Here is an 11,755-nt window from a genome sequence, read left to right as displayed (position 1 = left end):
GAGGAGATCCGCCGCACACTGCACTGGCTCGGACAGGTCCGGGGCTAGCAAGGTGGCCGGAGCCGTGGCGAATCGTTGTCGAAGCAGTGGCTTAGGCCGCGCCGACTCCATACCATCGATCAAGCCAGGTCGATCTATGCCGGGAGACTTGATGCTGCATCCCTTTGGGGGGCGTCCCCCATACCGCCGCACGAACGCGGCTCCGCCGCGCGGCCGCGCCACCCTCGCCGTCCCTGCCGCGTCCGCCCTGCTGCTCGCCGCTCCGCTGCTCACCGCCTGCGGCAATGACGCGCGCCCCGGGGCAGCCGCCGTCGTGGACGGCAGCCGGATCACCGTCTCGCAGCTCCAGGCGCGGGTCAACGACGTCCGGGACGCGCAGCGCGGCTCCGCCAAGTCCGAGCAGCTGGTGGCCAACAGCGGTCAGCTGAGCCAGAACACCCTGATCCGCATGATCCAGTTCCGGGTGATCGAGCGGGCCGGCAAGGACAACGGGGTGCGGGTGACCCGCCGCGATGTGCAGCAGTGCCGCAAGGCCGTCGAGTCGGCGGGCGGCGCCGAGGTGCTGCGCGGCCTCCAGACGGGGCAGACGACGAAGTGCCACCCGACCGCCGAGGCACAGTCGGGCGGCGCCGCGGCGCTGCGCGATTTCTATCTGGAGCAGGGCATCGCCCCGGACCGCATCGACGACGCGCTGCGCATGGAGCTGTTGCGCAACGGCCTGGTGCACAAGCTCGGCACCGCCAAGGTCAACGCGGTCTTCGCGGCCACCTCCAAGAAGCTGGCCATCGACGTCAACCCGCGCTACGGGACGTGGGACGACACCCGGGGCACGGCGGTGCTGACCAAGGAGTCCTGGCTGCGGACCTCCGAGGACGTGAATCAGCAGGCGTAGGTTACGTTTCAAGGGTGACCGCCTCTGAAGCCCCGGGCAGTGCTCCCACCGGCCGTATCGTCCTGCTCACCACCAGCCACCGGGTGGCGCCCGGGCTGCTGTCATGGCCCGCGTGGCAGGCGCTGCGCGGCGCGGACCGGGTGCTGTGCGCGGACTCGGCCCATCCGCAGCTGCCGTATCTACGGGATGCGGGCGTCGAGGTGGCGGAGGCGGTGCCCGGCGCGCGCGAGCTGGTCGACTACTGCACCACCGCGCCGGGCCGCACCGCCGTCGTGCTCACCTCGGCGGACGGGGAGTCCGCGCTGACCGACGGGCTGGCCCGGCTCGCCGGGTCCGGGCGGGAGCGGATGCCGGACCTGGAGCTGCTGCCCGGCGCGTACGACCTGCCGGGGGCCCGCCTGCTCGACCTGGTCCAGGTGATGGACCGGATCCGGGTCGAATGCCCGTGGAGCGGCGCCCGCACCAGCGAGGAGCTGGTGAAGTACGGCATCGAGGAGGCGTACGAGCTCGTCGAGGCCATCGAGCAGGGTGACCGCGAGGCGCTGCGCGAGGAGCTGGGCGATGTGCTGCTCCAGGTCGTCTTCCACGCCCGGATCGCGCAGGAGGATCCGGACGAGCCGTTCTCGATCGACGAGGTGGCGGGCGGGATCGTGGACAAGCTGATCCGCCGCCATCCGCATATCTTCGGCGAGGAGGCGGCCGAGACCGCCGAGGACGTCAGGGAGCACTGGCTGCGGACGAAGGCGGCCGAGAAGCGGCGCGACTCGGTCACCGACGGAGTGCCGCTCGGCCAGCCCGCGCTCGCGCTGGCCGCCAAGCTGGCCTCCCGCGCCCGTACGGCGGGCCTTGAGGTGCCGTTGCCCGCGGGGGAGGACGTCGGCTACGAACTGCTCGCCCTGGCGGTGCGGGCGGCCGAGCAGGGCATCGAGCCGGAGACGGCGCTGCGCGCCGCGGCCCGTACGTACCGGGATGCGATCCGGGCGGCCGAAGAGGCGCGGCGCGGCGGGGAGTAGGGCCCGCGAGAGCCTGCTGCTGCGCGCCCCTGCCGCTGTGGTGATTCTGCTGTCGCGAGCCCCTGCTGCCGCTACTGCCGCGGGGCTCGCAAGCAGGTCAGTCGTCCGCCGACCGTCCGGCGGCGATCACCGACGCCATGAGCTCGGCGTCCAGCAGGCTGGTGTCGGCGAGCCGGTTGCCGGCGGCGTAGGAGTTCAGCAGTGTCTTGGTGACCCGTAGCGCCGCGGCGGAGCGGCGGACGACGGGCCGGGTCCATTCGTCGACCACGCGGTCCAACTCGGCCTCCGGGACGACCCGGTGGAGCACCGAAAGCCGCTCGGCCTGGGCCGCGTCGAATCCGGCGCCGGTCAGGATCAGTTCGCGGATCCGGGCGGCCCCCGCCTCCTGGAGCAGTCGGGGCAGCGAGCCTCCCCAGGCGGCCGGGAGGCCCAGAGCGAGCTCCGGCAGCCGGAAGCGGCAGTCGTCGGCCCCGACGCGCAGATCGCAGAAGAGCGCCAGGGCCAGTCCGGCGCCGATGACCTGGCCGTGCATCCGGGCGATGGTGACGGCGCTCGTGGTGGCCAGGGCGTCGCACACCCGGCGGGCCTTGCCGCCGCTGGTGCGCAGCCCGGTGCCGGTGGGATCCGTGGCGAGTTGTTCGGCGTATTCGCGGCGGTCGCCGCCCGCGCAGAAATTGGGGCCGCCCCCGGAGAGCACGACCACCCGGATATCGGGGCGGTCGTGTACGGCGCCGAGTACCGCGAGCAGATCGTCGAGCACGCGGTCCGTGATGGCGTTTCCGTTTTCGGGGGTGTTGAACCGCACCTGTACCACGGGGCCGTCGTGGGTGACGTACAGAGACTTGAGCGACACGACGCTTTCCTCTTCCCGCGGCTCAGTGCTCGGCGACATGGAGAGCGAGGAGACGGCGGAACGCCATACGGGGTTCCCATTCGGGCGGTGTGGTGACGCGTAGCGTCGGGAAACGGCGGTTGAGGCTCTGGAGCAGTTCGGTCGCCTCCAGCCGGGCGAGCATCGCTCCGATGCAGAAATGAATGCCGCCGCCGAAACCGAGGTGGGCGGCCGTGCGTCCGATGTCGAAGGTGTCCGGGTCGTCGAATTGGGACGGATCGTGATTGGCCGCCGCGATCATGACGTGTACCACTTCGTCCCGCTCTATTCGCGTTCCGGCGAGTTCGGTGTCCTCCGTGGCGACCCGGGTGGTCAGGTGGATGGGCGGGTCGTAGCGCAGGACCTCCTCGACGGCGTTCGGCGTGGCCTCGGGGTGGGTCAGCAGCCAGGACCGCTGCCGCGGATTCTGGTCGAGCAGCCAGACCATGTTCGACAGCAGGGTGGAGGTTGTCTCCAGCGAGGCGATGACGACGAACATCACCAGGTGGTAAAGCGTTTCGTCAGCGACCTCGCGGTCCGGTTCGAGCTCGTCCCAGGTGCGGATCCAGCGCGAGAGGGCGTCGTCGCCGAGGGAGCGACGGCGCTCGGCGACCACCGCGGTGAAATACTCGCGTAGACCCTCGGCGGCGGCATTGGCCTGGACCAACTGGCTTGCCGAGGGGAGGAGTTCCTGGGCGTACGCCTGGCCGTGGGTGAGCTCCCTGAGCAGGGCGTGGTCGGCCTGCGGCAGCTTCAGCCAGTGACTGATGGTGGCCACCGGCAGCTCTTCGCCGACCAGGGTGGCGAAATCGGCCTCACCGGTCGCGCGCAGCCGGTCGGAAAGCCGGTCGAGGAGTTCTTCGACGGTCTGCCTGACAAAGGGCTGGAGACCGGCCAGTGTGGAGCGGTCGAATACATTTCCGAGTGAGCGCCGCTGCTGGGTGTGCACCGGCGGATTGAGCCCCTGGAGCGTCTTGCTCAATTGCTGTGAGGCGGGCGCGCTCCAGCGATTCCCATCGCCTTGGCGCGCCCGCCACTCGGCATCGAAGGTGGCCCACGCTTTGCTTCGGAGGACTTGGTCGCACAGTTCGTGAGACAGCAAGAGGTGCCCGCCCCAGGGAGCGGGCACAACATCGCCCATTGCCCTGAGTTCGGCGTAGATGGGGTAAGGGTTCGCCTGCCCCCGGGAAGCTCGTAGGCGGGATATGAGTGAAACCATGGAGCGTCGGTCAATAATGGTGCCGGCGGCGGTAGGTTCCACAACCACTCCTTCTGGACAGCGCCCCGGTTGGGGTCACACTAAGTCGCTTAATTGAGCGGAACTGATCAGTCCGCGCCAATTCGCGATACGTCCTACCCGCACGATTGAACATCCATTCATACGGAAACTGGTTCGAATTGTGGGCAAGATCACGACTTCCACCAGGCAAGGAAAGAGCTCCACGCACTGCTCTTCTGTACCTTGCCCTGGGGGCGTGTCTGCGGTATGGCCGCGGGGGTGACCACGGGGCCGGTCTGCGCGGCGGGGCTCATCATCGCGGTCTGCTGGGCGCGGACCGGGGCGAAGCGGGCCGGAAGCGAGGTGAGGGCCCGGTGGAAGGGGCCGGGCCGCCACTGCAGGCTCTCCATCGGCACGGCCAGTTCGACATCCGGCAGCTGGTTGAGCAGGTTCTCGATCGCCCCCACCGCGATGAGCTGACCGGAGTCCTTGGCCGGGCAGGCGTGCGGCCCGGCGCTCCAGGCCAGGTGCGCGCGCTTGCTGAGGATCTGTCGCGACGAGGACAGCGCGGGGTCGGTGTTGGCGCCGGCGAAGCTGATCAGCACGAGGTCGCCGGCCCTGAGCAGGTTGCCGCCGAGCTCGACGTCGCACACCGGGTAGTGCGGGGCGTAGTTGGCCATCGGCGGGCTGTTCCACAGGACGTCGTCGATGACGTCCTCGACCAGGAGCCCGCCGGCCTGTGAACCGCCGGCGTGCTTCTCGTCGCACAGCAGCAGATACAGACCGTTGGCGATCAGGTTCCGCTGCGGTTCGGTGCCGGCGCTGATGAGCATGACCAGCTGATGGATCATCTCCTCGTCGGTCAGCTTGGCCGGGTGGGCCATCAGCCGCGAGGTGACGTCGTCGCCCGGCTGCCGCCGCTTGAGGGCGATCAGCTCGATCAGTGCCTGGGTGAGCTCCTCGTTCGCCTTCTCGGCGTCCATGCTGGCGTCGAAGATGCCGGAGGTGCCGATGACCAGCCGGTCACCGATGGACGGCGAGCAGCCGAAGAGCTCGTTGAACACCAGCAGCGGCAGCATCTTGGCGTAGTCGTTCAGCAGATCGGCCTCGCCGAGGGCGCTGAACTGGCTGATCAGGTACGAGGAGACGCGCTCGACCTGACGGCTGAGCCAGTGGGCGTCCACACCGGCGAGGCTGTCCGTCACCGCCTGGCGCAGCCGCATGTGTTCCGCGCCATCGGTGAACAGGGCGTTCGGCCGGTAGGCCAGCATGGGCAGCACCGGGTTGTTCGGCGCCACCTTGCCCTCGTTCAGATCGCGCCAGCGGCGGGAGTCCTTACGGAAGGTGTCCGGGTTCTGCAGCAGTTGGAGAGCCGCCGAGTAGTCCGTGACGAGGGTGGCGTCCACGCCGGGGGCGAGCTCGACCGGCGCGGTCGGCCCGTACTGGCGCATATGGGTGTAGAACGCCTGAGGATCGGCCGCGAACTCCGGCCCGTACATGGGTATCCGCCGGCCACTGTTGTGGGCGGGGCAGCCGGGTGGTGGCTCGGTGAAGGCCGATTGGTTGTTCATGCTTGCTCCTAGCGGGCACGATCCTGCAGATAACGCACCAGCGTGATCAGCGCGTTGGCCGATGACTTCTCATCGCGCGCGTCACAGGTGACGACGGGGGTCTCCGGAAGCAGATCGAGAGCCTCACGCAGCTCATCGTCGGAGCGGGCCGGTGTGCCGTCGAAGTGGTTGACGGATATCGCGTAGGGGAGTCCGTACTGCTCGACCAGGTCGATGACGTCGAAGGACTCCTTGAGGCGCTCGGGGTCGACCAGCACCAGCGCCCCGAGGGCGCCGCGGGTCATGTCCTCCCAGACCTGCACAAAGCGCTGCTGTCCGGGGGTGCCGAACAGATACAGGACAAGCCGGTCACTGAGGGTGAGCCGGCCGAAGTCCATGGCCACGGTGGTCGTGGTCTTGCCCTGGACACCGCGCAGGTCGTCGATATGAGCCGCCGCCTGCGTCATGGTTTCCTCGGTACGCAGCGGGGGAATCTCCGACATGGTGCCGATGAAGGTCGTCTTGCCCACCGCGAAGTGCCCCACCACCAGGATCTTGGCGGCTATCTGCACATTGTTGCGCAGATAGACGTCCTCATCCGAAGCGGGCCTGGAGACCATCGAGCACCTCCTGAAGGACCGATACGTCGACGAGTTGGGCGGGGGGTGCCGGGGCGCGCGTGACGAGATAGCCGTCCGAGGAGAGATCGGACAGCAGAACCTTCACGATGCCGATGGGAAGTCCCAGGTGTCCCGCAATTTCGGCGACCGAGAGGTAGCCGCCGCCGCACAGGTCCAACAGGCGGAGCTTCTCCGGGTCGTAATGGCTCGGCGGCCGTCTTTCGGAGGCGGTGACCAGCGTGATCAGATTGAACTGGTCGTTCTCCGGCAAACCGCGACCGTTGGTGATGACGTACGGTCGCACTAAGGGCGCGGCCTCTGGTTCTTGCTCACCCGGTGTAATCATGCCTGAATACTTGTGTTCTCTCGAGGCGGAGTGCTGAGGGCCTTGCCGAGCTGGCCGACGAGCTGCTGCATCCGGAAGGTGATGTCCGCCATGTCGACATCGGGGGCGGACGAGACGGCCAGATAGGCGCCTTCTCCGGCGGAGATCAGAAAGACCCAGCCGCCGTCGAACTCCACCAGCGTCTGACGCCAGCTCATCCGGGGATCGCCACAGAAGCTGGACATTGTGCGGCTCAGCGACTGGATGCCGCTCATCGCCGCGGCGATCGAGTCGGCCTCGTCCTTCTGGACGTCTTTGGAGCGGGCCATCAGCAGACCGTCGGCGGAGACCAGGAGTGCATGGCGCGCGCCTGGTACCTCCAGGGCGCTGTCAAGCATCCATGACAGATCGTTGTTCACGAAAGATCGTGCCCTTCCCTGCTCGGGTTTGCGGAGCGGCCGGACTGAGTGCCGCGCTGGAAGGCGCCCATGATCGAGGCGGTTTCCTCGCTCGACCGGCCCTGGCCGGGCGTGAAGTCCGCTTTGGGCACGATGGAGATCGAGCCCTTGCGCCGGCGTTTGGGCAGTCCCCCGGGGGTGGAGGGGTCGGCGGGAGTCTCCTCGTCGCGGCCGCGGGCGGCGGACGGGGCGACCACCGGCGGCTCCTCCGGCTCGGGCATGTTGGTCAGAAGGTCCTCGGGCAGAAGTACCACCGCTCGCACACCACCGTAGGGAGAGGCCGAATCCACGGAGACAGTGAAGCCATATCGGGCGGCGAGCACACCGATGACCGCGAAACCGAACTGCGGGGGGTTTCCCAGGCCCGTGACGCCCGACGCGCGCTTGGAAGACAGGAGCTCATCGGCCCTGTTCTTCTCTTCCTCGTTCATACCGACACCGGCGTCGTCGATGATGATGCAGACGCCCTTGGGCACGGTGCGGATGGTGATGTCGATCGGGGAGTCGGGCGCCGAGTAGCTGGTCGCGTTGTCCAGCAGTTCGGCCAGTGCCAGCGCCACCGGTTCGACGGCGCGGCTGACCACCGCGAAGTTGGACTGGGAACGGATCTCGACGCGGGTGTAGTGACGGATACGGCCCTTGGCGCTGCGGACCACGTCGTACACCGAGGCGACGGTGCGCTGACGGCCGAGCCAGCCGTCGCAGAGCACCGCGATGGACTGGGCACGCCGACCGAACTGCGAGTTCATGTGGTCGATCTCGAGGAGGTCCTGGAGCATGTGGTGCTCGCCGTACCTCTCCTGAGTCTTGGAGATCGCCAACTGCTGCTCGTTGGCGAGACCCTGGAGCGTGCGCATCGCGGACTTCAGCGCGCTCTTGGTGGCCTCTTCCGCGCGGGTATGGGCGTCCTGTACCGAGGCCGAATAATTGCTCTCAAGCTCGGTATAGCGATTCTGGAGCTCGGTCTTCTCGTTGACGAGCTGTGTACGCGCCTTTCTCCCGCGAAATATGGCGGTTGCGGCGAGAGGGGTACCAACGATCAGAGCCCAGAGCGCTGGATCCTGTATGTATTGCGTCATGAGACTCTCTTTAAGCGACTAGACCGCCAGGGACTGAAAGGGTTTCGCACGGTGCGTTCCGAATTCGTGGGCGGGACGGCGGCGAGTCAGTGTCCGGACGGCGCCCGCTCGGCCTGAGGACAGCGCGCTCGTCTCCACGGCGCCAGTGCGGGGGCGTCGGTCTGCCGGATCGGCTCCACATGCCCGACTGGCGGCATAATGCTCCTCAGAGTGATGACCCTTTTCGGCTTTTTGCCGGATCGCCGCGTGTCTACGCGCCCATGGCTCGCCTGGCAAGCGCGGTGATCGTATCACCAGGGTCAGGGGCCGATGTGCATGTGCCTCCGTCCCATTCGCGTACCTGACGCCGATTCAGCCATCTGCTCTTCGCCGTGTGTTCACGGGGGTGGCGGGGTGGCAGCAGGGCAGCGCGCGGCCGGGCGAGCCGGGGTGTCACCGGGGGTGCGGTGGCGGTCTGATATCGGCCAATCATGCTGCCCGCCGGAGCGGGTGGTCGGGCATTCGTGCGCGCATCGTATAAACGCCCGGTGTTTATGCCCTTTTTATACGGAATCAGAGATTCCGGGGCCTTGCCGTATTGTCGGGGGATGTCAGACCGGCACCACCCCGCCTGCTCCCCGGCTCTTTTCAGCTGGGAGTTCGCAGCCGATCCCTATCCCGCGTATGCCTGGCTGCGGGAACACGCGCCCGTCCATCGGACCACCCTGCCCAGCGGAGTTGAGGCGTGGTTGGTGACCCGCTACGCCGACGCTCGGGCCACGCTCGCCGACCCCCGGCTGTCGAAGAATCCGATTCATCACAGCGAGGCGGCGCACGCAAAGGGCAAGGTGGGCATTCCGGGCGAGCGCAGCGCGGATCTCATGACGCATCTGCTCAATATCGATCCGCCCGACCACACCCGGCTGCGGCGGCTGGTGTCCAAGGCCTTCACCCCCCGCCGGGTGGCGGCCTTCGCCCCGCGGGTGCAGGAGCTGACCGACGGCCTCATCGACGGGTTCCAGAGAAGAGGAGAGGCGGACCTGATCCATGAGTTCGCCTTCCCCCTGCCCATCTACGCCATCTGCGATCTGCTGGGCGTCCCCCGCGAGGACCAGGACGACTTCCGGGACTGGGCCGGGATGATGATCCGGCACGGCGGCGGGCCGCGCGGCGGGGTGGCCCGGGCGGTGAAGCGGATCCGTGCCTATCTCGCCGATCTCATCCACCGCAAGCGGGAGTCGCTGCGCGAGAACGCCGAGGGTAAGGCCGGGGAGAAGGCGGACGACCTGATCTCCGGGCTGATCCGGGCCAGCGACCACGGCGAGCAGCTGACCGAGAACGAAGCCGCGGCCATGTGCTTTGTGCTTCTGTTCGCGGGGTTTGAGACGACCGTGAATCTCATCGGCAATGGCACCTATGCGCTGCTGCGCGACCCCGCCCAGTGCGACCGGCTGCGCCGGGCCGCCCAGGAAGGGGACGAGGGGCTGCTGGCGACCGGTGTCGAGGAACTGCTCCGCTATGACGGGCCGGTGGAGATCTCGACCTGGCGGTTCGCCACCGAGCCAGTGGTGATCGGCGGGCAGCGGATCGCCGCGGGCGAGCCGGTGCTGGTGGTGCTCGCCGCCGCCGACCGCGACCCCGAGCGTTTCGACTCACCCGATGTGCTCGATCTCTCCCGCGCCGACAACCAGCACCTCGGTTACGGCCATGGCATCCATTACTGCCTGGGCGCGCCACTGGCCCGGCTGGAGGCCCAGACCGCCATCGGCACCCTGCTGCGGCGCCTGCCCGATCTGCGGCTCGCGGTGGAGCCGGAAGAGATCCGCCGACGCGGCGGTCTGATCATGCGCGGGCTGCGCGAACTGCCCGTGACCTGGGGCCCGATTATCTGAGGTGGCACCCGGTTTGAGGGCGGGCAACGCCCTTGGGGCCCGGCATATATGACATAACGTCAACGGCGTGATCACCGCGTGACCTGGGATACATCTGCTTGTGATGATCAGATGGCGTCGCTATGTTCAACCGACGACTCAGCCGCCACACGAGAGGCAGAACGCATGCGCTCCGGGAACGGTCGACACCGCCGCCCCCGCCAGGCTCCGGCAATCGTGGTCGCAGCGGGGGTGACGGGCGCGAGCATCGCCATGCCGCTCTTCGGTGCCGTCGGCGCCCAGGCCGCGGACACCACCCAGACCTGGGACCGCGTCGCCGAATGCGAGAGCGGCGGGATGTGGAGTGCCAATGGAGGCAATGGCTTCTACGGCGGTCTGCAGATCACCTTGGACATGTGGAAGAAGTACGGCGGCCAGCAGTACGCCCCGCGCCCCGACCTCGCCAGCCGCTCCCAGCAGATAGCCATCGCCCGGGCGATCCTCGCCGACCGCGGCCCGGACGCCTGGCCGAGCTGTGCGCTGGACGCAGGCCTCGCCGGCCTCGGTGACGTACTGGACGTGAACCCCGACGGGAAGGGTGCGCCCGAGGGGGCACCGCCCAGCGGTAGCTGGGGGGCGAAGGAGCCGACGGGGGTCGGCGACTCCGATACGGGCGAATCTTCCGATAACTCCAGCCGGGGCGATCGGTCGGACGGCTCTGATGGTTCCGGTAGTTCCGAAGATTCCGATACGTCCGACAAGACCGGTAAGTCGGACCCCTCCGCCACCCCCGACGACAAGTCCGGTGAAAAGGGTGGGAAGTCCGGCGATTCCGGCGAAGCGTCCCGCGACGAGGACGACTCCGCGTCCGGCAAGGGTGACGAGCGCTCCGACCGCGACGCGAAGGGCGAGGACTCCGCCACCTCCCCCACCGGCCGCCACCGCGGCGCGCCCGACGCCCGTGAGCAGGGCTCCGCGGGTACGGCGGACGATGACGCCCGGTCCTCGGGTCGCCACGCCTCGCGCGACGACGCGGAGCGCGCCGAGATCCCCCTGCAGCCCCTCGGTCGCGAGGACTACGCCGTGCGCGGCGGTGACGGCGTATCAGACGTCGCGGACGACCAGGACGGCCAGAAGGCAGACGGAGGGGCGCCTGAGCTCTACGAGGCCGATGAATCCCTCACCGGAATCGACCCGGATCTTGTTCACCCTGGTCAGCGTCTCGATCTCAGCGCCAGATAGCGGCAGTTCGGGGTGAATTGCCCGATCTGGCGGTGGTGAGACATACATCTCGTCACATCGCCCGGCGTGCGTCGGCTGTCCGATCTTTCCGCACCCGGCCTCACCTGCGTAGATGTGGGATGGCTGGGTGCGGATACGGCATCATTCGATGGGATGTCGGGGTTTGAACCTCATCGGAAGGTGTGTTTAACGTCTTCCCGCTCGCCACCGCGGGCACCGTCGATCGTCACGCCGAGTCCTGCCGGCGGTCGGGGGGAAACCGACGCATTTGCGCCGAAGGCAGGAGCGGGGGAACCAAGGTAGGCGCCGTAGCGGCCTGGAGACGGGCCCGTTCGGCTCGGGGTGAAGCCAAGGTGCGGTCAGCCGCATCCGGCCGGGCAACTCACAGCCCGAACCCGACAGCTCACCTCGTAGGCGTCGGTGAGGAACGAACATGCGTAACGACAAGGGTAAGCACCGCCGTCCCTCCAAGGTCACCCGCATCGCCGCGCTCGCCGGCGTCGCTGGTGCGGCCGTCGCCGCACCGCTCCTGGGGGCCACCTCCGCCTCGGCCGCGACCACCGCCCAGTGGGACGCGGTCGCGCAGTGCGAGTCCGGCGGCAACTGGTCGATCAACACCGGCAACGGCTTCTACGG

At 68.3% G+C, this 11,755-nt stretch carries 12 protein-coding genes and 1 riboswitch; of the genes, 5 read left to right on the top strand and 7 right to left on the bottom strand.

Features of this window, described 5'->3' with window-relative positions; genetic code table 11:
- The first annotated feature begins 151 nt into the window (after window positions 1-151).
- Both CCN51_RS36310 and CCN51_RS36305 read left to right on the top strand, forming a co-directional pair.
- Window positions 152-892, top strand: a complete 741-nt coding sequence (locus CCN51_RS36310) for a SurA N-terminal domain-containing protein (RefSeq protein ID WP_014177164.1) — start codon at window positions 152-154, stop codon at window positions 890-892.
- 14 nt (window positions 893-906) lie between these two features.
- A complete protein-coding gene (locus CCN51_RS36305; protein ID WP_014177163.1) occupies window positions 907-1,905 on the top strand; it encodes a nucleoside triphosphate pyrophosphohydrolase in 999 nt (332 codons plus the stop codon).
- 97 nt (window positions 1,906-2,002) lie between these two features.
- On the opposite strand, the gene CCN51_RS36300 is transcribed toward CCN51_RS36305, so the two are convergent.
- The 7 genes from CCN51_RS36300 to CCN51_RS36270 form a co-directional block, all read right to left on the bottom strand.
- Window positions 2,003-2,797 (bottom strand): enoyl-CoA hydratase/isomerase family protein, encoded by a 795-nt coding sequence (locus tag CCN51_RS36300; protein WP_055413953.1) that lies wholly within the window; start codon window positions 2,795-2,797, stop codon window positions 2,003-2,005.
- Window positions 2,781-3,758, bottom strand: coding sequence for a cytochrome P450 (locus CCN51_RS36295; protein WP_014177161.1), 978 nt, complete (start codon window positions 3,756-3,758; stop codon window positions 2,781-2,783). The genes CCN51_RS36300 and CCN51_RS36295 overlap by 17 nt, the downstream gene beginning before the upstream one ends.
- A gap of 428 nt (window positions 3,759-4,186) precedes the next feature.
- Window positions 4,187-5,566, bottom strand: a complete 1,380-nt coding sequence (locus CCN51_RS36290) for a cytochrome P450 (protein ID WP_014177160.1) — start codon at window positions 5,564-5,566, stop codon at window positions 4,187-4,189.
- Window positions 5,567-5,574: 8 nt separating this feature from the next.
- Window positions 5,575-6,165, bottom strand: a complete 591-nt coding sequence (locus CCN51_RS36285; protein WP_014177159.1) for a GTP-binding protein — start codon at window positions 6,163-6,165, stop codon at window positions 5,575-5,577.
- Window positions 6,140-6,511, bottom strand: a complete 372-nt coding sequence (locus tag CCN51_RS36280) for a DUF742 domain-containing protein (RefSeq protein ID WP_043487028.1) — start codon at window positions 6,509-6,511, stop codon at window positions 6,140-6,142. Before CCN51_RS36280 ends, CCN51_RS36285 begins: the two co-directional genes overlap by 26 nt.
- A complete protein-coding gene (locus CCN51_RS36275) occupies window positions 6,508-6,909 on the bottom strand; it encodes a roadblock/LC7 domain-containing protein (protein ID WP_014177157.1) in 402 nt (133 codons plus the stop codon). Before CCN51_RS36275 ends, CCN51_RS36280 begins: the two co-directional genes overlap by 4 nt.
- Window positions 6,906-8,027 (bottom strand): sensor histidine kinase, encoded by a 1,122-nt coding sequence (locus CCN51_RS36270; RefSeq protein WP_014177156.1) that lies wholly within the window; start codon window positions 8,025-8,027, stop codon window positions 6,906-6,908. The genes CCN51_RS36275 and CCN51_RS36270 overlap by 4 nt, the downstream gene beginning before the upstream one ends.
- A gap of 587 nt (window positions 8,028-8,614) precedes the next feature.
- Between CCN51_RS36270 and CCN51_RS36265 the strand changes: the two genes are divergently transcribed.
- The 3 genes from CCN51_RS36265 to CCN51_RS58250 all read left to right on the top strand — a co-directional run.
- Window positions 8,615-9,898 (top strand): cytochrome P450 family protein, encoded by a 1,284-nt coding sequence (locus CCN51_RS36265; protein WP_043487025.1) that lies wholly within the window; start codon window positions 8,615-8,617, stop codon window positions 9,896-9,898.
- A 231-nt stretch (window positions 9,899-10,129) separates the two neighbouring features.
- Complete coding sequence (locus CCN51_RS36260) at window positions 10,130-11,119, top strand: transglycosylase family protein (RefSeq protein WP_014177154.1); 990 nt, start codon at window positions 10,130-10,132, stop codon at window positions 11,117-11,119.
- 261 nt (window positions 11,120-11,380) lie between these two features.
- Window positions 11,381-11,551, top strand: a riboswitch (cyclic di-AMP (ydaO/yuaA leader).
- A 1-nt stretch (window position 11,552) separates the two neighbouring features.
- A partial coding sequence (locus CCN51_RS58250) for a transglycosylase family protein (protein ID WP_245881741.1) occupies window positions 11,553-11,755 on the top strand: 203 nt, incomplete at its 3' end.

The sequence above is a fragment of the Streptomyces milbemycinicus genome (assembly GCF_002154605.1).
GTDB lineage: Bacteria > Actinomycetota > Actinomycetes > Streptomycetales > Streptomycetaceae > Streptomyces > Streptomyces milbemycinicus.
This window is presented reverse-complemented; position numbering and strand designations above follow the sequence as displayed.